This is a genomic window from Micromonospora sp. NPDC007230, assembly GCF_042869115.1.
Classification (GTDB): Bacteria; Actinomycetota; Actinomycetes; order Mycobacteriales; family Micromonosporaceae; genus Micromonospora.
Map to the genome: position 1 here is coordinate 1 of NZ_JBIAFE010000046.1, position 22,905 is coordinate 22,905.

General features: G+C 65.4%; 10 protein-coding genes. All 10 read right to left on the reverse strand.

What is annotated here, in order from left to right; genetic code table 11:
- Positions 1-563: 563 nt before the first annotated feature.
- The gene (locus ACFYML_RS35190; protein ID WP_387424751.1) at positions 564-1,532 is read right to left on the reverse strand and encodes an ABC transporter substrate-binding protein; all 969 of its coding nucleotides are present in this window, start codon (positions 1,530-1,532) and stop codon (positions 564-566) included.
- 57 nt (positions 1,533-1,589) lie between these two features.
- Positions 1,590-2,624 carry an ABC transporter permease gene (locus ACFYML_RS35195; protein WP_387424752.1) on the reverse strand — a complete coding sequence of 345 codons (1,035 nt, stop codon included), beginning with the start codon at positions 2,622-2,624 and terminating at the stop codon, positions 1,590-1,592.
- Positions 2,621-4,246, reverse strand: a complete 1,626-nt coding sequence (locus tag ACFYML_RS35200; RefSeq protein WP_387424753.1) for a sugar ABC transporter ATP-binding protein — start codon at positions 4,244-4,246, stop codon at positions 2,621-2,623. The genes ACFYML_RS35195 and ACFYML_RS35200 overlap by 4 nt, the downstream gene beginning before the upstream one ends.
- A 79-nt stretch (positions 4,247-4,325) precedes the next feature.
- Positions 4,326-4,523 carry a hypothetical protein gene (locus ACFYML_RS35205; RefSeq protein WP_387424754.1) on the reverse strand — a complete coding sequence of 66 codons (198 nt, stop codon included), beginning with the start codon at positions 4,521-4,523 and terminating at the stop codon, positions 4,326-4,328.
- A gap of 939 nt (positions 4,524-5,462) precedes the next feature.
- Entirely contained in the window at positions 5,463-8,864 is a 3,402-nt protein-coding gene (locus tag ACFYML_RS35210; protein ID WP_387424755.1) for a glycoside hydrolase N-terminal domain-containing protein, read from the reverse strand.
- An 88-nt stretch (positions 8,865-8,952) separates the two neighbouring features.
- Positions 8,953-12,141 carry a glycoside hydrolase N-terminal domain-containing protein gene (locus ACFYML_RS35215; protein ID WP_387424756.1) on the reverse strand — a complete coding sequence of 1,063 codons (3,189 nt, stop codon included), beginning with the start codon at positions 12,139-12,141 and terminating at the stop codon, positions 8,953-8,955.
- 196 nt (positions 12,142-12,337) lie between these two features.
- Positions 12,338-14,575: an alpha-L-fucosidase gene (locus ACFYML_RS35220; RefSeq protein WP_387424757.1), complete on the reverse strand. Its 2,238-nt coding sequence runs from the start codon at positions 14,573-14,575 to the stop codon at positions 12,338-12,340.
- Positions 14,576-14,595: 20 nt separating this feature from the next.
- Positions 14,596-16,749: a glycoside hydrolase family 95-like protein gene (locus tag ACFYML_RS35225; RefSeq protein WP_387424758.1), complete on the reverse strand. Its 2,154-nt coding sequence runs from the start codon at positions 16,747-16,749 to the stop codon at positions 14,596-14,598.
- Between the two features lie 395 nt (positions 16,750-17,144).
- A complete protein-coding gene (locus ACFYML_RS35230; RefSeq protein WP_387424759.1) occupies positions 17,145-18,560 on the reverse strand; it encodes a BNR-4 repeat-containing protein in 1,416 nt (471 codons plus the stop codon).
- A gap of 538 nt (positions 18,561-19,098) precedes the next feature.
- Positions 19,099-22,902, reverse strand: coding sequence for a glycoside hydrolase N-terminal domain-containing protein (locus tag ACFYML_RS35235; RefSeq protein WP_387424760.1), 3,804 nt, complete (start codon positions 22,900-22,902; stop codon positions 19,099-19,101).
- Positions 22,903-22,905 lie beyond the last annotated feature (3 nt).

Genomic DNA, 22,905 nt, shown 5'->3' on the forward strand with positions numbered 1-22,905 from the left:
TCAGCCCGCACCCCGCCACGACGTCGGCAAAACCATTAAGCGTGACCTGACCATCGCAGCACGTAACCAACGCGAGGGTTAAAGATCAAGCTAAGATCGCTTGGAGGTCGGTCGGAAGGCTGCCGAGGCCCGCCTTGCTCCGGGTTGACGCGGCGGCAGCTTCGGCCAACGACGACGTGCCGGTGGTGAACGCTGCCGTGCCAGCAGCCCCCGCGGCGGCCGCCTTAAAGAGGGAACGTCTCCCGAATGTCCCTCGAGCTGTATAGCTGCTCATGTCTTTCCTCCCGCGGCGTGACCATCTCCCAGGACAGTCCTTCTGATTACAGCCACTACTGTCTGGAAGGTTCGGGGCACCCCTTCTCCCCCGCACGGTGCCTCCATGCTGGCTCCATCGGCGCTGGCGTCGGCCAATTCGGTCGTGTGGTGCCACGCCCAGTTCAGCGCGCCTACCCAGGTCACGCTTGACCGAACGAGCTGATGGTGGCCGGGGGGCTTGGCCACGTTGATGATCCGGCCAAGCTCCCCAGCGTTCGTGTGACGGCTGCTGGGATCAGTGGTCCGGCTTATTGATACAGCACAGCCGCGATCTCCGGCTTGTCGACGTTCGTCATGTCGTACCAGTAGTAGCCGGTGTCGATCACCTTGGGCATGCTCTCGCCCTTGATCGACTTCATGGCCGCGCTCACCAGCTGCTCACCCATCCCGATCGGATTCTGGGTGATGGCCCCCGCCATGACACCGCTCTTGATGGCATCAATCTGGGCCTTCCCGGAGTCGAACCCGACGATCTTGATGCCCTTCTTGCCGCTCTCCTCGACGCCCTTGATGGCGCCGATGGCCGAGCCCTCGTTGGAACCGTAGATCCCGGCGATATCGGGATTCGCCGCAATGATCGACTTAGTGATATCCGCGGACTTCGCCTGGTCGCCACCGCCGTACTGCGGCTCCAGCAGGGTGATGCCCGGCGCGTTTGCCCTCATCCACTCGACGAACCCGTCTCGGCGGTCGATGCCCGAGCGGCTGGTCTGGTCGTGTACGACGAGGGCCACCTTGCCCTTGCCGCCGAGCAGTTCGGACATGTGCTTGGCAGCCTCGGCGGCGGCCGCCTTGTTGTCCGTGGCGGCCGTGGTCACCGGAATGTCGCTGTCGACGCCGGAGTCAAACGCGATCACCGGGATGTTGGCCGCCTTCGCCTGCTGCATGAGTGGCGCCGCGGCCTTGCTGTCCAAGGCGGCGAAGCCGATCGCTGCCGGCTTCTTGGCGATCGCATTGGTCAGCATTGTGACCTGCGCCTCGATGTCGGCCTCGGTCGCCGGTCCCTCGAAGGTGATCCTGGCTCCCTGCTTGGCAGCCTCTTGCTCGGCCCCCTGCTTCACCGCCTGCCAGAACTGGTGCTGGAACCCCTTGGAGACAATGGCGATGTACGGCTGCCCACCATCGCCACCCGCCCCGTCCGATGCAGAGGTGCACCCGGGCACGGCTACCATCAGCGTTGCGGCCGCAACTCCGGCCAGAAGGCGCCTTCTTCTCATTTCGACCACATTCTCCTACCTATGTGTAATGTTGGTGCGGTTCACACGAGCCACATCTCAGGCTGCGCGTTTGCGAATCATGTCGGCGTACACCGCCACGAGAATGACGCAGCCCAGGATCACGTTCTGCCATTCCTGCGGGATCGACAGGATCTGCAGGCCATTGTTCAGAACAGAGATGATGAGTGCGCCGATCGCGGTGCCCACGATGGACCCCTTGCCGCCGGCGAGCGAGGTGCCGCCGATGACCACAGCCGCGATGGCCTGCAGTTCGTAGCCCGCGCCGGTGGCCGGTTGAGCCGAGCCGAGGCGTGCGGAGATCATGACGCCGGCAAGGCCGATGAACAGACCGGCGAGCGTGTAGACGATGATTTTCCATTTGCGTACGCTGACGCCGGACAGCGCTGTTGCCTCTTCGTTGCTGCCGATCGAATACGTGTAACGCCCGAGGACGGTTTTGTTCAGCAGGATCCCTGCCGTGATCGCCGCCGCGACCAGCACGAGCACCGCGTTGGGGAAGTCGACGCCCGGGATGAGACTGCCGGTGGAAATGGCGAAGTAGCCGGGGGTGTCGTTGAAGTAGATCGGTGCGCTGTGGGAGACCACGAGCGCAAGCCCCTGGGCGACCAGCATCATCGCCAATGTCGCGATGAACGGCGGGATCCTGAGGATGGCGACGTTGAATCCGTTGATGAGGCCGATGAGCCCACCGAACAGAACGGCACCGAGCACGCCCACCGCGAGCGGCAGGTGCAGGTTGACGATGAACACGCCGGACATCACCGCGCTCAGCGCCATGCCGGTACCCAGCGACAGGTCGATGCCGCCTGTGATGATCACGAAGGTTGTGCCCAGTGCGAGCGTTCCGATCACGACCGTGGAGAACAGGATGTTCGTGACGTTGGGATAGGTGAAGAAGCTGGGGCTGGCGAACGCGAAGACCGTGAAGATGACGATGAGGCTGGCGAACGCGAGGAACTGTTGGAGCCGGCTACGCAGTGTTGCGCTCAGTCCACCGGTAGCTGGCTGCGGTGATGGCATCGCCGCAGGCGGCGAGGCCGTTGCGGCCGCTGATACCGGGCGCGTAGTCATTGGTCTCCTGCTTTCTGGGCGGTCTGCGTGGGTGCGTCCTCGGCCTGCAGAAGTTGGGCCGCGTCGGCCGGGTTTTCGTCGGGGCGCAGCGTGGCGTAGTGCATGACGCGTTCCTGGGTGGCTTCGGCGGCGCTGAGCAGCCCGGTGATGCGACCCTCGCTCATCACGACGATGCGGTGTGACATACGCAGGACCTCGGGCAACTCGGAGGAGATCATGATGATCGACTTGCCTTGCTGTGCCAGCTCGTTGAGCAGTCGGTAGATCTCTTCCTTGGCGCCGACGTCGATGCCCCGGGTCGGCTCGTCGAAGATCAGAATGTCGCAGTCTTTGAGCAGCCACTTGGCGATGACGACCTTCTGTTGGTTGCCGCCGGAGAGGTTCTTGGTCGTCTGTCGCACCGATGGCGTCTTGATGCGCAGCGAGCCGACGTATCGTGCGGTTCGGTCCCGCATGGCCTTGTCGCGCATGAAGCCGAACGAAGTGAACAGCTCCCGCAGCGAACTGAGGGCGATGTTGGCGGTGACGTCCTGCTCAAGTAGCAGGCCGAGGTGTTTGCGGTCCTCGGACAGGTAGCCGATGCGGTGCCTGGCCGCATCGGCCGGGTTCTGTATCGCGACGTGTTTGCCGGCCAGGGTGATGGTGCCGGAGGTGGTCCTGTCCGCGCCGACGAGGGCTCTTGCCACCTCGGTGCGCCCCGCGCCCATGAGCCCGGCAAATCCCAGTATTTCGCCCTTGCGCAGCTCGAAGCTGACGTTGTTCAGCAGCGCTTTAGTGCTCAGCCCTTCGACTTTCAGCAGCACCTCGCGGTCCTCGCGCACCCCTTCGGGTCTGGCGCTTACGGTAATGGCGCGACCGACCATCAGGGCGATGACCTCTTTCATGGTGGTCGTCGCCGTTGGCACGGTGTCGACGTACTGGCCGTCTCGCAGCACGGTGATTCGGTCGGAGATGGCCTTGATTTCGGCCATCCGGTGGGAGATGTAGATCACGCCGGTGTCCGGGCGGGTGAAGCGGCCGATCAGCTCGTGCAGCGTCGCTACCTCGGCTTCGTTGAGGGCGGCGGTCGGCTCGTCCATGATGAGCACCTTGGCGTCATAGGAGAGCGCCTTGGCGATCTCGACCATCTGCTGCTTGGCCACGGTCAGTCGGCCGACGACCCTCTTCGGGTCCAGCGGCAACTGCAGCCGGTCGATCAGCTCTGCGGCCCGGGCGTTCAGCTTGCGCTCGTCGAGGAAGAAGTTGGCCAGGCGCGGTTCGCGGCCGATGAAGATGTTCTGCGCCACCGTGAGGTCGGGCATCAGGTTGAATTCCTGGTGGATGATGCTGATGCCCTGCTCCTGGGCTTGTTTCGGTCCGGCGACCTCGAACCGCTCGCCGTTGAGATAGAACTCGCCCTCATCGGCGGCATAGATGCCGGAGAGCAGTTTCATCAGAGTCGACTTGCCCGCACCATTTTCGCCGACCAGCGCCAGCACCTCGTTGTGGCGCAGGTCCAGCTGGACACCGGAAAGCGCCTTGACGCCCGGGAAGCTCTTACTCACGCCCTCGAGTCGCAGCAGCGGCTCGTCCGACGCCGGTGCGCGCGTTGACGCAGTCGGAGGTGTCCCCGACAGCACCATGAGACCTCCTCGGAAGTCGATTTCGGACACGTTAGGTGGCTGTGGCAGGTCAATGGACGGCCCGGAAGGAGGCATCGGGTCAGAGGGCACGCCGCAGCCAGCCGTCGACGCTGGCGATATGGACCGTCGCCCATGATCGGGCAACCTCCGGCTGCCGCACCGTGATGGCAATCAGAGTCACGGCATGCTGCTCGCGGGTCTTGGCCACCGCCCCCTTCTGCGTCAAGCCACGGCAGATCCGTGGCTTGAGCCGGGTGTGTAGCGCGATGCGCTCCATACGGCCCTCCTTTTGGGTCCGACCGGCGACGCGAAAGTCCACTACGGCAACACATCGGATGTCTATCAGCCCGATGGATGCCTCCGCAAGACCCCAGCCGAGCCCGTGAGCGGACGGGCGCATCAGCGGGTGTTCGGAAGTCTTCGTCATGGGTGGCGTGCCGCGCGCCGGTGATCCGATGCTCGTCCATAGTGGCCCGCTGCACCTGCTGGGAGGAAGACCAGGTCATCGAACGGATCCTCGTCGTGCTACGCCGAAGGCCCGCGCCGCCCAGGGCCGGGCCGCAGAACCCACGGCGGGCATCATCGACTCCCAAGGCGGCATAGCCTCCGGGACGGCCGACCAGGGTACCCGCGGCCATGACACGGGTAAGACGGCCGTAAACGGTTCGGCCCCGCCACCTCCGAAACGATGATCCGCTGGGCCGCGATCAACGGCATGCTCCGCCTCACCCGCGGCCGACCGGCGCGCCGTCAACGAGCCGGGACCCTCAACGGCCTCAAGACCTGACCCTTCTCGACATGCGCTCAGCCGACGCACTCGGCCCGCCTTCTGCCTCGCGCGAGCGCCCCGATAGACATCGGATGTATTTTCGCGGGGCTACGGTGAAGGACGGCAACGGGTCGGGAGGTCGCCGCCGCGATCGCCTACCTGGCCAGCCCGCTGGCCGCAGCTACCATCGGCACAGTCCTCGCCGTCGACGATGGCCTGCACGGCCTGCGAATGCGCCCCACGTCACGGGTAGGCCGCCGACAGGGCGGTTGGGCGAGGTGGGTAGGTGCCGTCGGCGCGGCACCCTACCCGCCTCGGCGCGACGCCGCGGGCTGGAGCGGAGAGTCACAGCTATGTTCTGGATAGGTCGTCATTGATTTTCCTCACCTCGCGCAGACGTGCACCTCGGCCGGTGGCCGCGGGCCGTTTCCCTTGACGGCGGGGGCATCAGTCGAAGGCTCCCGCCTGCCAGCGGGTGACCTCGTCCGCCGTCAGGACTCTGGGGAAGATCGCTGCTCGGTCGACCGCGCCGGTCAGTCGCTGGCCACCGTTCTGGTCGGCGCCGAAGCGCAGTTGCCGGGTGGCGCAACCGTTGATGCCGTCCTGGGGAACCTGGGCGGACCCGGCCACCGCGCCGTCGATGTACACGGTGATCGCGCCGGTACGGGCCATCACGATCACCAGGTTCAGGTAACGCCCGGTCGGCACGGTGGCGGTCGTCGTCACGTTGCGGCCGGACCCGATGAACCGCACCTGGTTGCTCGGCGTCAGGTCGATCAGCACCCCGTCCGTGCCTGGGTTGCCGGACGGCTGGAAGTCGAACAACCGCCGGTAGGAGCCGGAGGTGGTCACCTTCACCTCGGCGGCGAACGTCGCCTCCTTGAGGAATCCGAGCGAGGTGGGCGACGTACGCCAGTAGGTGTTGCCGTCGAACACCATCGCGCTGCCGGTCGGGCCGGCGCTGTCGTAGGTCGCCGTGCCCTGGACCGTCGCGTCGCGGTGGTAGGTCGACGTGTCGCCGACGGTAGAGCCGGACGTCGGGTTCCAGGCGACGAGCGGCTGGTTCGCCGGGGGCACCGCACAGGGCGGCGGTAGGTCGATCTCGACCTGGGTGACGGCAGCCGCCTGCCATCCGTCGCCGGTCAGCACGGCCCGCGCCGGCTCGTTCGTCCTGCTGCCAGCGATCGGGGTGACCTGGAAGGTGTAGGTCCGCGACTCGCCCGCCTGGATCGGCAGGGCCTTCACCCGGGCCGGCTGGTAGGTCCAACCCTCGGGTAGCCGCAGCGTCAGTTCGCCGGCGGGTACGGTCTTGTCCGGCGCGGACACGGTCACGTCGGCCGGGAACGCCTGACCGTCCTCGACCTTCGCCGGCGCCCGCACATCCATGATGGCCAGGGATACGGCGACATAGCGGTGGCCCGCTACGGCGTCGAAGCTGATTTCCTGGCCGTCGCGGTTGATGTCGATTTTTTTTCCCGTGGTGGCGTCAACGACCTGGAAGCGCCCGCTGAAAAGGCTGCTGCGTACCCGCAGCGGCCCGGCCTGTCCCGCGTGGACCGCGATCCGGGTCGTGGCTCCCCCGGTCCAGTCGGCGTCGACGGTCACGTCACCGCGGGCCCGCAGGCCGGTGACCGAGCCGTCCGGCCAGAAGTCGGGTACGGCCGGCAGCACGTCGACCACGCCGTGCTGGCTCTGCAGCAGCATCTCCGCCACACCGGCGGTGGCACCGAAGTTGCCGTCGATCTGGAACGGCGGGTGGGTATCCCACAGGTTCGTCAGCACGCTGTTCTTCAGCAACTCGGAGAGCATCTTGTGCGAGTGGTTGCCGTCGAGCAGCCGGGCCCAGAAGTTGATCTTCCACGCTTTGCTCCAGCCCGTCCCGCCGTCACCACGCGCGGTCAGCGAGACTGCCGCCGCCTTGGCGTATTCCGGAGTCGACAGCGGCGAGATCTGCCGGCCCGGGTGCAGCCCGAACAGGTGCGACACGTGTCGGTGGTCATTCTTCGGGTCGTCCCAGTCCGCCTTCCACTCCTGGAGCTGCCCCCACGAGCCGATCCGGGTGCCCGGGTCGAGCCGATCAAGCGTCTGCGCGACCTCGGCGCGGAAGTCCGTCTTGTCACCGAGCGCAGCGGCGGCCTCGGATACGTTGGTCAGCAGGTCCCAGATGATCTGCTGGGACATCGAGGCGCCGGCGGAGAAGTCGCCCTGCTCCGGCGAATAGCTCGGGCTGACCACCAGCTTACCGTCGCGTGGGTCGACGACCAGCTCGTCCATCCAGAACTGCGCGAGCTGCTTCATGACCGGGTACGCGCGGTCACGCAGGAATGCCTCGTCCCGAGTGAACAGGTAGTGCTCGTAGTAGTGCTGGGCCAGCCAGGCCGCTGCCTCCGGGAACCAGAACGCGGTCGCCCAGTCGTGTACGCCGGTGAAGCCGAACGGGTTGGTCTCGTTGTGCACCACCCAGCCACGGTTGCCGAACATCTCCCGGGCGGTGACCTGGCCCGGTGCGACCATGCCGTCGACGTAGTCGAACAGCGGGTCGGTGGTCTCCGCCAGGTTCGTCGTCTCCGCCGGCCAGTAGTTCATCTGCAGGTTGATGTTGACGTGGTAGTCGGCCGACCAGGGTGGGCTGGTGGAGTTGTTCCAGACGCCCTGCAGGTTTGCCGGCAGCGAGCCGCCCCGCGACGAGGCGACCAGCAGGTAGCGGCCGTACTGGAAGAACAACACCTCCAGGGCCTTGCGAGCGGCCGGGGTTGCCGAGCCGTCGCGGTAGCTGTTGAGCAGCTGGTCGGTCGGGATCGCCGGCATCTGCTGGCCGACGTCGAGCGTGACCCGGTCGAACAACGCCCGGTAGTCGGTCACGTGGGCTGTGCGCAGGGCGCTGAAGGACTTGGCCGCGGCGGTGTCCACCCGCGCGGTCACGGCGTCATGCGGATCCGGGCCACGGTATGTCGGATACGCGTTGGCATAGTCGGTGCCCGCCGCCAGCATCAGGGTCACCGAGTCGGCACCGGTCACCGTGATGCTGCCGTCGCGGTTGTCCACCCGCTGGCCGCCGATGTTGACGACCTGGAGCTGCGACTCGAAGCGCATCGCGTTGTCGTTGAGCCGGCCCGAGAGGGTGATCCGGCCGTCCTTGGCGGACAGGCTCTTCGAGCGGTTGGTTGGCGCAGTCACGGATGTCGTGAAGGCAACCGCGCCGGGCTGGTCGGCGCTGATCCGGGCGACGAGCACGCTGTCCGCCGCGGACGCGAAGTACTCCCGGGAGTAGCGCACGCCTCCGGTGGTGTAGGTGACCCCGGCGGTGGCGTCGGAGATGTCGAGGTAGCGGCGGTAACCGGTGATGCTGGTTGGTGCGTCGATCATCGACAGGCGTACGTCACCGAAGGTCTGGTACGCGCCGAAGCCGCTCTTCGGCTGCCCGAGCTTGCTCGCCACCCACGACGGGCTGACCCGCTGCTCCGCCTCGATGCGCCGCTGCACCTCCTCGAGGGCGTCGGGTCGGGGGCTGGTCCAGTTGCCGTAGTTGTAGCCCTGTTGGGATCCGGGCCCTCCGGTCCACAGTGTCTTTTCGTTGAACTGCACCTGTTCGGTGGCTACACCACCGAAGACGGCCGCGCCGAGGGCGCCGTTGCCGATCGGCAGCGACTGCGACTCCCAGTTGGTCGCGGGCTTGTCGTACCAGAGGGTCATGCCGTTGGAGTCGGACGGCGCCGCTTGGGGCGCTGCCGGGGCGAGCGCGGCGGTGCCGGCCTTGGCCGGGACGGCCGCTAGGCCGATCGCGGCGCAGAGGACGGCGCCGAGCAGGCCGGCCAGGCCAGCCCGCCGGTTGTCAGCACGGTGAATCACACGGCCCTCCTTGCTGGTCAGGCATGACGTACGCGATTTGTGGTCCGCGCTGAGCTCGGCAGGGGCGGCGCCGAGCTCAGCGCGGTGGCTAGAAGACCTGGACCTCGGCCAGGGAGAGGGGATTCTCGCCGGCAAGTTGGATGCGCACGTAGCGCCCCCTCCGGCCAACGTCGGTCACCGTTGGTGAGCCCGCCTGCGCGGAATGGTGGTTGGCCCACACCCCGGGTTGCGCGAGCGCCTCGTCGAGCGATCCCGACTGGAACGGCTCCTCGGAGATCAGCAGGTAGTAGTCGGTCAGCCGGGCAGCGCAGCAGTCCGTCCGGTTCCAGATCGCCACCTCGTCGATCTGCTGCACCGCTCCGAGGTCGACCTGCCACCAGGGTTGGCGCTGGGCAGCGGTGTGGGTGACCGATCCGGCACTCCACACCCCGTTGGTGTTGCCGTCCACCGCCCGGCTCGGGATCCCGCCCGAGCTGACGCTCGACTGGGTGGCGGTCTTGCCCAGAGCCAGGTTGGGCCGGGACACCGTCACCCGTACCGGCACGGTCAGCTTCCATTCGTCGGTGGTGACGATCGCGGTGATGGGGTACGAGCCGTCCGCTGCCGCCTTCGGTATCCGCACCGTGAACTCCGCAGTCGCCGAGTTGCCCGGCTGAATGGGCCGGTTTCGCACCGAGGTGGGTGTGGCCGACCAGCCGTCGGGCAGTTCGAGGCGGGCCTGGGTGGCGGGCACCGTCTGCTTGTCGGACGCCGCGACCGTCACGGCGACAGGCACCTCGGCACCCGGGCGCTGGGCATCCGTGGACGCCGCCACCGCCACCGTCGCCTGCGCGGCGATGCGGTAGCTCTCCCCCGCGCTGGTCGGCAGCGTCAGCAGGTCGCCGTCGACCCGGTAGTCGGCGGGCTTGCCGTCAGCTTTGTAGACCCACACCTTTCCCCGGAACATGTCGCTGCGCAGCGTGGCCCGGCCGCCCTTGTCCGAGGTCAGCCGGATCTCGGTCGGCATGCCCGACCGCCAGGTGGTGCCGAGGGTGAAGGCGCCGCGGGCACGCAGCCCGTCCACCCGGCCATCGCGCCACGTGCTCGGAAGCGCGGGCAGCACGTCGATCGTGCCGAGGTGGCTCTGCAGCAGCATCTCGGTGATCCCCGAGGTCGCGCCGAAGTTACCGTCGATCTGGAACGGCGGGTGGGTGTCCCACAAGTTGGGCAGCGTGCTCGACTTGAGCTGGTCGGCGAGGAGTTTGTGAGCCCGATCTCCGTCCAGCAGCCGGGCCCAGAAATTGATCTTCCATGCTTTGCTCCAACCGGTACCCACGTCGGTCCGCGCATTGAGCGACACCTTGGCCGCCTCGGCGAGCTCCGGGGTGGTGCGGGGCGAGATCTGCCGGCCCGGGTGCAGCGCGAACATGTGGGAGACGTGCCGATGCGTCTCCTTCGGGTCGTCGCGATCGATCTTCCACTCCTGCAGTTGCCCCCACGAGCCGATCCGCAGCCCCGGATCGAGGTCCTTCAGCACCTTGTCCGCCTTGGTCACGAACGCGGTGTCCCCCGTGATCGTGGCGGCCTCGTGGATGTCGGTGAACAGATGCCAGAGGATCTGCTGGGACATCGACGCGCCGGCGGTCGCGGGACCGAGTTCGGGCGAGCGGCTCGGCGTCGATACCAGGGTCCCGTCTCGGGGGTCGGTCTGCAGCGACTCCAGCCAGAACTGTGCGGTCTCCTTCATCACCGGGTACGCGACCTGACGCAGATAGCGCTCGTCGAGGGTGAAACGGTAGTGGTCGTAGAGCTGATCGGAGAACCACGCGCCAGACTCGGGGAAGAAGTAGGCCGGGTGGTCCCAGGCCCCGGTCCAGCCGTAGATGTTGGAGGCGTGGTGTGCCACCCAGCCCTGTTCCACTCCGTAGAGTTGTCGAGCCGTGACGCGACCGGGTTCCCGCAGGCTGTCGATGTAGTCGAAGAGCGGTTCGGCGGTCTCCGACAGGTTGGTCATCTCGGCCGGCCAGTAGTTCATCTGCAGGTTGATGTTGAGGTGGTAGTCGGACTGCCACGGCGGGGCTTCGAGGTTGTTCCAGACGCCTTGCAGGTTTGCCGGCAGCGACCCGGGCCGCGACGAGGCGATCAACAGGTAGCGGCCGTATTGGAAGAACAACTCCTCCAACGCCCGGTCGGCTGACGCGGATCCGCGGCCGTACTGGCCGAGCAGTTGGTCGGTCGGGATGTCCGGCAGCTTCCCGGCGAGGTCAAGGCTGACCCGGTCGAACAGCGCGGCGTAGTCCGCCTGGTGGTCGGCGAGCAGTGCGGCGTATCCCTTGGCGGCGGCACTGTCGACGGCTGCGGTCAGCCGCTCATGAGGAGCGGTGCCGCGGTAGGTGGGGTAGTTGTTGGCGTAGTCGGTACCGGCCGCGAGGATCAACAGCACGCTGTCCGCGCCGGCGACGCTCACCGTGCCGTCCGATCCGTCGGTCCGGCTGCCGCCCTGGTTGACCACCTGGAGTTGCGACTCGTACCGCAGCCCGTTGCTGTCCAGCGCACCAGTCATGGTGATCCGGCCGGCACTCGCGGTCACCGCGCGCGAGCGGTTGGTCGGCGCCGTCACCCGCGCGGTCAGGTCGATCTGTCCGGGCCGGTCGGCGCTGATCCGCGACACGATGACCCCGTCAGGGGAGGTCGCGAAGTACTCACGCGTGTACCGGATGCCGTTGTCGACGTAGGAGACACCTGCGACGGCTCGGGAGATGTCGAGATCCCGGCGGTAGTCGGTGACCGACGTTGACGCGCGGGGAAAGTCCAGCCGCACGTCGCCGAAGCTCTGGTACGCGCCGAATCGGCGGTGGCGAGGTGAGTCCGACGGCAAGCCGAGTGCCTTCAGCACATCGTTCTCGGAGATCGCACCCTCGTCCCAGATTCGCTGCCGGATCCCGTCGAGTGCCCCCGGGCGCGGCGATGCCCAGTTGCCGAAGTTGTAGTCGCTCACCCCTGGGCCACCGGTCCACAGCGACTTCTCATTGAACTGCAGCCGCTCGGAGCGCACTCCCCCGAACACCGCCGCGCCCATGTTGCCGTTGCCGATGGGCAGGGAACGGGTCTCCCAGCCGTTGTCAGTGTCCGGGGTGGGCTGGTCATACCAGAGGCGCAGTCCCGAATCGCCCTCGGCGGCGACGCTCGCCCCGGCACCGAGCGATAGTGCCTGCGCCGGACTGGCTTGCGCGGACGAGACGCCAAGGCTCGTGCACATCACGGTGATCAGCAGGCCGGCTAGTGCTCGCTTGCGCATCGCAACCCCCAGAGCCACAGACATCCGATGTGTCTCGGGACACTATCCGGCATCGATGGACACAGGCAAGGGTCTGGATGCAAGAACAGGCGACGAATGATCTGATCTTTGGGGGCGCGTCGCAGCGCCACGAGTAGATTGCCCGCGTGGTTCGGCCGAGTTCGGTCGAACCGCGCGGGCGATCCAGGCCGGCAGCTCAGCTCGGGCGCCGACCGAACACCTCCACTTCGGCGAGCGACAACGGATCGCTGGCCGAGGTCAACTGCACCCGTACGTAGCGGCCGGTCATGCCGACGGGGACGCGAGTGGGGCGCGTGGCGGTCTCGGGGTGATAGAAGGCCCGCACGCCCGGTTGGGCCAGCGTCCCGGCCACCGAGTCGCTGGTGAACGGCGTATCGGAGACGAAGACGTAGTAGTTGCTCAGCCGTGTGGAGCAGCAGTCGGTGCGGTTCCACAACGCGATCTCGCCGATCTGGTAGCTCTGCTGGAGATCGACCTGCCACCATGCCTCGGACTCGGGTTGAGCGGTGTGGGTGACCGACCCCCCGCTCCACACGCCGTTGGTGTTGCCGTCCACTGCGCGTTCGGGGTTCCCGTTGCTGCCCTGGTAGAGGCTCTTCTGGCTAGCGGGTTTGCCGAGCGCGAGGTTGTAGTCGAAGCCCACCAGGATCGGACTGTGGACCTGGTACGTGGTCCGGCCGAAGGAGGCGCTTGCGGTGAGCGTATAGCGGTCCGGCTCAGTGTTCGCCGTTGGTCGCACCTGGAACTCGACGGTGCGTGACGCGCCGGCGGGAAGTTCCTCCACCACTGTCCGCTCGGGAGTCACCGACCAGCCCGGCGGTACCTGCAGGGCCAGGCGGCCGTCGGGGGCCGTCGCGCTCGACGGGTTGGTTACCGTCAGCTTCGCCGTGAACGGCAGCCCCGGTTCGGTGTTCTTCGGCGCGTCCAGCTTCGTACGCAGCACCTGTCGCACCTCTGGGGTGGTGATCTTAAAGGTGTACGCGTGGGTGCTGGTCGTGGCGGACGCGCCGTCACCCGGCATGGAGATCGTTACCACGCCGTCGCTCTTTCGCCAGGGCAGCGCCCGCCCGTTCGAGCCCAGTAGAGTGATCGTGCTGTTGTTTGCCAGTGGCAGGTCGTCAGAGAGAGTCAACTGGGTGCCCGGCCACTGCAGTGCGGTGACGTAGAGGGCGTCGTCCTTGACGGTGTAGCGCACCGGGACGTTGCTGCGGGCATCCTCGGCGTGGTTCCAGTAGGTGCTGCCGTGGATCGCCTCTCCGTTGGTCTTCAGCCAGGAACCGAGTGCCCGTACGCGCTCGGCCTGCACCTCGGGGATCGTGCCGTCGGCCTTCGGTCCGAGGTTCAGCAGCAGGTTTCCGTTCTTGCTGACGATGTCGACGAAGCTGTCGATGAGTTCATCGGCGCTGAGGTAGTCCTCCGGGCCTTCCTCGGCGTTGTAGCCGAAGGACTTGCCGAGGCCGCGGGTCGCCTCCCACTTCTGTGGGTTGATGTCGGCTTCCACCCGGTACTCCGGCGTGGTGAAGTCGGAGATCCCGTTGCCGCACCGGTTGTTGACGGTCACGTCCTTCGGAGTCGGTCGGTTCTTGGCCTGGTTGAAGTAGTAGGCCATCAGTTCGTTGCTGTTGTTCGGCCCGTTGAGGTCGCACCAAAAGATGTCCGGGTCGAAGCGGTCCACCAGTTCGCGCATCTGCGGATACTGGTGGTCCATCACGTAGCTGTGGACCGGCTTGTACCCGGTGTACGGGATCGGCTCGCGGGTGTACGGGTTGATCGGGCCGTTCCGTTCGCGGCCCCCGGCCGGGTGATACCACTCGGGCAGCGAGTAGTAGAGCCCCTTCTTCAGCGGATAGTCCTCTGCGGCATCGAACAACTCCCGGACCAGGTCACGGTGCGGTCCGAGCGCGACGGTGGATCTGTCGGTGGTGGCGGTGTCCCACAATGCGACGCCGTCGTGGTGTTTCGAGACGAGTACGAAGTACTTCGCTCCGCCCTCGACGAACAGGTCCAACCAGTCCTGCGGTTTGAACTTGTCCGGCTTCCACTGCTCGATGAATCGGTCGTACGGGAAATCCTCGCCGTACGTGTCGGCGTGGTGGCGGTGCGTCGGGGCGGTTTGTTTGTTCATCTCGCTCCAGTACCACTCCGCGTACGCCCGACCACCGCTCTTCGGCGCGAAGGCCGGCACCGAGTACGGGCCCCAGTGGATGAAGAAGCCGAGCTTCGCGTCATCGAACCAGCGGGGAGCCTGATGCCGGTTGAGTGATTCCGGCGTCGGCTCGTAGTCCGACTCAGCGCTGGCCTGGGTCTGCGACGTGGTCAGGATCGGTGCGGACGGATTCGCCGCCGCCACCGGCGTGGCCAGCGACAACGTGACCAGCGTAGTGAAGGCGATCGAGATGGGGGTTTTACGCACGGGAAGGCACCTCCTTTTGGTCAGCGACTCACTGGTGGCTGTGGCAGGCCAAAGACCGGGGCGTCGCCGAGCGGGGCGACGTCGCGCGGCGCCAGATCCGGGGTGCTGCCGCGTCGAGTGATGACCGCGCTCGCCCCTACCGGCAGCTGCAGCGAGATCGTGGCGCGGCCCTGCGCCCGCCACGGCACCGGCCGATCACGTTCGTCCCGTACGTCGATGTCACCGTCGATGCCGTGCTGCAGCAGCAGCGGCTGGCCCGCTTCGCTGTGGATGCGGACCCAGTCGGTACGGCCGTCGCTGCGCGAGGCGTCGACGAGGAACGCCCCCTGGGTGCGCAGTCCGGCGACCGACGCGTCCGGCCATCTGCCGGATACGGCCGGGAAGACCTTGACCACGCCGCCGGAGCTCTGCACGAGCATGTCAAGCACCGACTGGGCGGCGGCCAGAGGGCTCTCGATGGCGAAGTTGCTGCCTTCGCGGTACATGGTGTTCGGGGTGAGCTGGGTGCTGTCGACGATGTTGCCGTCGAGGAAGAAGGTCAGGAAGTCAAGGGCCTCCTCCGGTGAGTCCATCACCGAGGCCATCGACGAGGCGGCCGCATAGCTGTAGCCGTGCCAGCGGTTCTGCATGCTCCGCCAGCGGTCGAACGTACGCCGCATGATCTCCCGGTCATCGGGGCGGTCCCACCGCTTCTCCTGCAGTGGGTAGAGCCAGAGTAGGTGGGAGTAGTGCCGGTGCGACTCGGCCAGCGGGACTCCGTTGCCGACCATGACGCCGTCGGCATTTTGGTGATACGGCACCAGCCTGTCGAGAATGTCGCGCCACTGGTCGAGTCTCGGTTCGGCGATCCGTAGCTGCTGCGCGGAGTCGATCAGGGTGGTGCAGCCCCACCGGATCAGGGACAGGTCGTACGTGCAGTCGGCCGCGTCGGCGTACTCCGGAGAGCGGGTCGTCGGCAGATGCAGGCGGCCGTCGGATCCGTCCGTGAGGAAGTGGGCGTAGAAGTTCACCGCCTTGCGCAGGATCGGGAAGAGCACGTCTCGCAACACCTGCTGGTCCAGGTGGTGCCGATAGCTGAGCCAGACGTTGTGCAATGCCCAGATCAGGTTGCCGGTCTGGTCGGTGAACTGCTGCCCGGGGATGCCGACGGTCCTCGTGCCGCCCGGTCGCAGCATCCGATCGCCGGGGTGGGACAGCGCGTAGGTCTCCCCGTCGCGGTATTCCGGCTCGACCGACAGTTCGAGGTTGTGCTCGTAACGGCGGAAGGTTGTGGTCACCGAATCGAGCTCGAGGTGGTTCGAGCCGTTGATCAGCTGATAGGCGGCCTGGACGTTCGTGTTCCACCACACGGCGGTCCAGCTGTTTCCCTTCTCCGGGAACCACGGCCCCCAGATGGCCAGGACGGGCGCGTCGGCGCGGGTGGCCGAGGCCATCTTGTAGAGCTGGCTCCAGTAGAAGCGCTGCACATGCTTGTCGGGCACTGATACCAGGCTGCGGGTGTAGTACCGGTTCCACCAGTTGCGGTGGGTGCGGACCAGGGCGTCGGGGTTGGCGGTCATCGCCTGCCGCACGCTGCGGACGGCTTCGTCGGTAGAGGTAGCGCGCGGGAAGCTGTAGGCCACGGTGGCGACGAGCATCCGCTGCGTGCCGCTGCGCTTCTCCGCCCAGGCGGTGGTGTATCCGCCACCGGCGAGCAGCGGCTGCTCCGCGTAGTGCACCGAATCGGCTATGCCGATCGTCGGGTCGGGGTTGCCGACGTAATCGGGTGGGCGCCGGATCGTCCGCGTCGTGTACGACGGCAGGGGATGGAAGGTCCACTCGGCCGTCTCCTCGCCGATGCTGGGCGCCAACGACACCAGGAGCAGGCTGCGGCTGTTGTGCACCAGCGCGGAGAAGGTGACGCCGCCCTGGGTGGTGGTCACGGTGCCGGTCACTTCCGCGTTCCACAGGTCCAGCCGCCAGTCCACATCGGTTACCGGCCCGGCGAGTGTCAAGGTGAGGTAGCCGATCGGTAGCCGGGACAGTCCGACGGCCCCCTCCCACTGGTCCCGCTGGTCCTGCACGTAGGAGTGGCTGAGCATGAACTTCAGGACGTTGCCCTGCGCGCCCCGGTAGATCTGCACCCCGAGGAATCCATTACCGAGAAAGGGGCCGTTCTGCCAACTGTCGGGCATTCGCCGCCACCGCATGTCCGCATCGCGCGCGATGTGTTCGTAGACGGTGCCATCCGCCGGGTTGACACTGGCCCATGCCACCGGCGATGCCGCCGACCACGCCGTGCCCAGTGTCGCCGCACCGAGCGCGGCTGATGTGCCACGCAGAAGCGCTCGTCGGGATATCTCCGCCATCGGGTTCCTCCTCGCTCATGGCGCTGTGCTCGATCGTCGTTGAAGCTCGACTCGTCGGAAGGGTTCGCATCAAACCAGATACATCGGAGGGATTCTGGGGAGCGTGCCGCTCAATACCGACAGGATCAAGGATTATGTTCCTAAGATCCGATGTCTGCCCGAACCGCGTGCGGCGGCCGGCAGCCGGCCGCCGCCGGTGCCTGAATCAACGAAGCGGGTGGTCAACAGCCATCGGTCGAGTCTTCGCACGGTTTTGGCCCGGCCGCTCGTCCGATGACGTAGATGTCTCCGTCGGCTACCGAGACGTCTCGGTCGCTGCTCGCACCCGTGGCGAGAATGCGCGCCGGGTCACGAAAACCGTTGAGGACCTCAATCCGCTGCACCGCCTTCGCGGTCGGGACCACCGACTCCGGCTTCCACTGTGTGCCACCGTAGAGCAGGAATGTTGATATCCCGTTCTTCGAACCCTCGATCGTGGCGTACACGCGCCAGCTCAGCGGTCCGGCCTGGTACATGTCGCGGACGCGTACCCCGGTGGCGATCTCCATGGTGTCCCAGCCGCCCGCCGTCCACACGCCTGTGTAATCCCGAAGCACGCCTTCGGTGTCAATCTGCATCCACAGGACGAAGGGGGTGCCGTCGAATCTGCTGCCCACCAACGATATGTAGTCGGGCGATCTGGGGTTAGTGGTCTGCAGCGGGGTCTCCGCCACCTTCAGGTACTGCTCCTGCTCGGCGTCGTCCACGCTGGTGCCGAGGTCGTTCCCGCCAGCAGCGCGGAAGTGCAGATCATTCGGGCTGAACGAGAGGTGATAGATGTTCTTGTGGTACCGGTCGTGGAGATGGCCCTCGGGCCCGCCGCCCGCGAGGGTGTACACGATCTGAACCTGCTCCGGGCGGCCGTCGCGGGGCGGCTCGTACCGTAGCTGACCGATGTAGACCTCGTTCATGTTGTCGGCGCGCGTCGTCGGCGCGATCGCCCACCGGTCACCGGTCAGTTCCGCCGAGGTCTGCCAGGTGAGCCCATTGTCGGTGGACCGCACATACTTGATCGGCCGCGTATCAGTCGGGTACGACCGATCGAAGTCGCGCGCCGTCTCACGAATGAAGACGAAGATCTCGCCGCTGGCCGTCTTGAAGGGCATCGGGTACGTGGCACCGAAGCCTTCCGGGATGACCGTGTCCGTCCACGGGCCGTCGATCGAGTGCGGGCGGGCCGAGCGGGCCACCCAAAGCTCCTTGTTGTGCAGGCCCCGGAAAACCAGCAGATGTCCATCATCGGCCTGCACCATGGTCGGGTAGTTATGGGAATCGTTGCCGCCCTCGCCGACCCGTACCGGTGCCGACCAGGCTCCCGTGACGTGGTTGTACGCCTGGACGAAGTTGTCCTCGTACTGACCGGCCCAGGAGATGAACGTGGTGTTGGCACGCGCGTCGTAAAGGCCGCCGGCGACCGGCCGGCGGTCGGAGCGTGCGGCCGCGGTGGCCGGAGTCATCACGGTAAGTCGCTCTGGCGGCACCGGTGTTCCTGCCGGCGGCTGCGCCTGCGCCGCACCGGCGAGCGCCTGACCGGGGACTGTCGCCGCGGTCACAATCAGCAGCGCGGCCACCGACAGCGTGGACCATTCGGCGAGCACCCGCCGGAGCAGAGTACGGCGGGCCGGGGCAACGGCCGCCAGGTCGGGTTTGCCGATACGACGGTGGGACACGTCCCCTCCTTTGTGAGGATGGCGAGTCATCAGGTCTGAACGCGTTGATGCGGGTCACTGTCTCCCTGGATACATCCGATGTCAAGGGGCCCCGGCCGATCATCCCAAGAGGCTGGTCGACTCCCCCTCGCCGTTGGGCCAGCCGGCACTTCAGCCTGTAGGCGCTGCCTTCTCTTGCTCTCCGTCATTGAAGTACATAGCGTCGGCACCCCCGGCCCCGTACTAAAGGAGCGGTTCGATGGCCACTAGTCATCCAATCTCTGCCACCGCGCCGGTGCCGGCTCTTCGACCGTGACCGGTCTTCGTGACCGTGCTCCAGGTAACCACCGGACCACGGTGCTAAAACGCCTGCGCCGGTCCTCGCGACCGCCGTAGGATGATCTTGTTTGCCTAACTTCAAGATCACCCTACGACGGCCTATCTGCAGCAACGACAGACCGAACTACGGTCGGCAGCGGCGGACTTACTAGGGCCGGCCGGGGAAGACCTGGACCTCGGCCAGCGAGAGGGCGTTGTTGCCAGCGAGTTGGACGCGGACGTAGCGGCCGGTGCGGCCGACATCGATGTGAGCGACCGGCCTTGGCGGATTGGCCTCGTGGTAGGCCCGAACGCCCGGCTGAGCCAGGACCTCGTCGAGCGAACCGGACACGAATGGCTCATCCGACACCAGCACGTAGTAGTCACTCAGTCGATCGACACAACAGTCGGTACGGCCCCAGATCCGTATCTGCGCGATCTGTTCGCTCCGACCAAGATCGACCTGCCACCATGGCTGGTCCGTGAACTCGGTGTGCGTCACCGAACCGCCACTCCACACACCGTTGGTGTTTCCGTCCACGGCACGTACTGGCACTCCTCCGGAACGCAGACTTGACTGCGTGGCGGGCTTGCCCCGCGCGAGGTTGGGCCAGAACACCTCGACCTGGACCGGCACCTGAATCGACCACTCGTCTGAAGCGACCACAGCGGTCAACTCGTACCGGCCGTCGGGGGTCCCCGCCGGGATATTGACGGTGAATTTGGCAGCCGCCGAACCACCGGGGCGGATCGGCTTGAGGCTGACCGACTCCGGGTCAGTCCTCCAGTCGGCCGGGACCTCCAGTCGCACCCGCGTCGCTGGCATGGTCAGCTGGTCCTCGGCGCGAAGTGTGACCGACATCGGAACGGATGAGTTCGGGAGTTGCGTTGCCGCGGGCTCATCGACCGTCACCGCCGCCTGGGCCACGATCCGATACTCCTGGCCGGCCCGGGTGGGCAGCGTCAGCGTGTCCCCGTCGATACGGTGATCCGCCGGTCGCCCGTCTGCGCGGTAGACCCTCACGGGCGCGCTGAACATCTCGTTCCGCAGCGTGGCCACCCCGTCCGTGCTCGAAGCAAGACGAATCTCTGTGAGCAAGCCCGATCGCCAGGTGATCCCCACGGTGTACGAACCCTCGGCGGCAGAAAGACCGTCTTTCTCGCCATCTCCGGAATCCAGCGGAATCACGTCGCCATCGATGCGCAGCGCACGCATGTTGGCTTCGTCCGGCAGCAGCCTTACCGTGGTCGCTCCGTCGCTTTCGCGCCCGTCTGATGCCACTGCGGTGACCCGAAACGTAGCTTGGTCAATCTTCTCAAGATCGGCTGATTGGTAGATGAAACTGGTCTTCGTGATATCCGACGCGACCAGCTCATACTCCGGCACGCTTCCGACCGCGCGAAAGATGCTGTACGTAGCGGCATCGTCGCTGCCCGTCCACGAAAGCTTGACCATGTCCTTCAGATCGAAGTCTATCTTCAGATCCGAAGGTGCCGAAACAGGCTTCTCGGCCGGAATGGAGGTGATGACGTAAGTTTGCCCCTTGGCGGTCTCGAGCCTGATTTGATCTCGGCCTTTCGCGACGAAACTCACGTCCTGGCCGTCGGACGTCTTGACAACCGCGTCCTTGATGTTGGCGTATCGCAAAGTCAAGGGGCCGCCCGCCTTGGAGAGGATGTCGAACTGATCGGCCTGACCGCCGGACCAGCGTGCTGAGACCTCAAAGTTGCCACGTGCGAGCATGCCTCGGTAACTGCCGTCTGCCCACGTTTTCGGCAAAGCGGGCAACGGCGCCACGACATAGTCGTTGCTCTGCAGGAGCATTTCGCTTACACCTGCGGTGGCACCGAAGTTTCCATCAACCTGAAACAGCTTATTTGTGTAGGAGTCTCGATGGTTGTTGAACAAGTTGTGCATCAGGTGTTTCTTGATGAGATAGTTGTAGAAGTAGTACGCCTCATCTCCGTTTCCAGCTCGCGCCCACGTGCCAATTCTTTCCGCTTGGGCCCAGCCTGTGCCGCCGACCCTGCCGCGCTTGGTCAGTGATACCTTAGCGGCGTCTCGCCATGCAGGAGTCAAGGCATTGATCAACTGCCCAGGATAGAGACCAAGAAGATGGGAGATGTGGCGGTGAGCGGGATCACCGATGTCACCGTAGTATTCCTCCTCGCGGTACTCCTTGATCTGTCCGGACTTACCAATCTTTATGGGGTCGAGGAGGGGTAGCTGGCCCCTCAACTTGTCAAGGACATTATCAGAACGACCGAGCACCTCTGCAGCCATCAGAGTATTGCGATGGTTCTCGTAAATCATCTGCTGATCGAAGGTGGTTCCAATCGACTGCAGGCTGTCCGCGTTCTCGGGAGAGGCCGATGGATCTGCCAGTAGATAGCCATCGTGGGCTCGCACGAACCGGGATAGGAAGTTCGCCTGGCCGTACATGGCAGGGTAAACGACGTCCTCGAGAAGTTTCTTATCGCGAGTGTAGTCGTAGTAGTCCCAGAACAGCATCGCGGTCCATGCCCCAGTGCCAAAGCCAGAATGAGACGACTTTCCGGAGCCGTTGTATGGCCACGTCGAGTTACCCATGGACCATCCGTTGTCTCCGCCGGGGTCGAGCTGAGAAGGGTTGTACCGCTCGATATATTGGGTGGCGTACTTCTTCTGCCGCGGCAGGTACGTGTTGTAGTAGCCGATGTAGGATTCAAACAGCTCGGGCATGTTGGTGGAGAAGGCCGGCCAGTAGTTCATCTGGAGGTTGACGTTGTGCCAGTAGCCTGACCTCCACGGCGGATCCTGATATGCGTTCCAAATTCCTTGGAGATTGGGCGGCAGCGTGCCAGCCCTCGAGGAACAGATCAACAGGTAGCGCCCGAACTGGAATGCGAGTTCTTCAAGGTACGGGTTCGAGTCACCATTGCGATAGGCATCGATAAGCTCATCAGTGGGGGCGGCCGGCACCTGCGAACCGAGATCGAAGTTGACCCTGTCGTAAAGTTCGGTGTAGTCCGCCTGGTGTGCGGCTAGCAGCTCGTCATAGGACTTCGCTGAGGCGTCGGCCAGGTACTTGGTTACCTTGGCGTGGGGATGCGGAAATCCCTTGAGTTTGTCCAGCCTGTTCTCGGCGGATATTACTTGGCTGTCGAGCCTATAGTTTGTGCCTACGGCGATTAGGATGACGGCGCTATTGGCACCGGACACGGAAATTGTGCCGTTGTCATTGGCTCCATCGTTGTGCGCCTGCATAGTTCCGCCGTCAGGAACGACTTTGAACTGCCCTTCAAATTGAAGGTTGTAGTACTGCATGACGCCGGAGAGCGTAACGGTGTCATCCTTCGCCACAACCGTGCCACTCTTGCCACGGTTGTCGCCGGGCTGCTGACGATATTCAGTCAAGTACGGGATGGTGGGACGAAGGGTGAACGACAGCTTTTCCGCGTCGGATGCCCTGAGGCGGACCACCATGACCTTGTCGGGATAGCTGGTGAAGTACTCCCTGCTGTACTCGACTCCATCATGTTCGTACTGAACACGAGACACACCCTCGTTTAGTGCCAGCTCCCGCCGGTACTTGTTAGTCTCGTTATGATTAAAGTCGATATAGACTTCGGCAAAGCTGTTGAGGCCTCCGATGGTATTGTTCGAGTCCTGTGTGCTGTTCTCGGTGATCTGGATCCGGTCCGTTTTGGTGCCACCGAAGAGATTGGCCCCCATGTAACCGTTTCCCATGGGGATGGAACTGTCCACCCAGCCGTCGTTACTGTCGGCCGCGGGTTCGTCATACCACAGCTTCAGAGCTTTAGATTCGGTTCCCGTGAGGAAGCTCGTGCTCTCTTCGGCTGAAGCGGTCGAGGCATGGGCTAGCCCTGTGCAGGCGAGCAGCGCGGCCGCCAGCGTGGCCGCGAGGGCCGCCACTCGGGATGCGGGACGGCGCGCGGGCGGCGACGTGGTCAAGGGTGGTGCGTGGGTCATGAT

Coding starts and splice junctions, on each gene's coding strand:
- ACFYML_RS35190 (WP_387424751.1), bottom strand. CDS start 1,532: ATGAGAAGAAGGCGCCTTCTGGCCGGAGTTGCGGCCGCAACGCTGATG.
- ACFYML_RS35195 (WP_387424752.1), bottom strand. CDS start 2,624: ATGACTACGCGCCCGGTATCAGCGGCCGCAACGGCCTCGCCGCCTGCG.
- ACFYML_RS35200 (WP_387424753.1), bottom strand. CDS start 4,246: ATGGTGCTGTCGGGGACACCTCCGACTGCGTCAACGCGCGCACCGGCG.
- ACFYML_RS35205 (WP_387424754.1), bottom strand. CDS start 4,523: ATGGAGCGCATCGCGCTACACACCCGGCTCAAGCCACGGATCTGCCGT.
- ACFYML_RS35215 (WP_387424756.1), bottom strand. CDS start 12,141: ATGCGCAAGCGAGCACTAGCCGGCCTGCTGATCACCGTGATGTGCACG.
- ACFYML_RS35225 (WP_387424758.1), bottom strand. CDS start 16,749: ATGCCCGACAGTTGGCAGAACGGCCCCTTTCTCGGTAATGGATTCCTC.
- ACFYML_RS35235 (WP_387424760.1), bottom strand. CDS start 22,902: ATGACCCACGCACCACCCTTGACCACGTCGCCGCCCGCGCGCCGTCCC.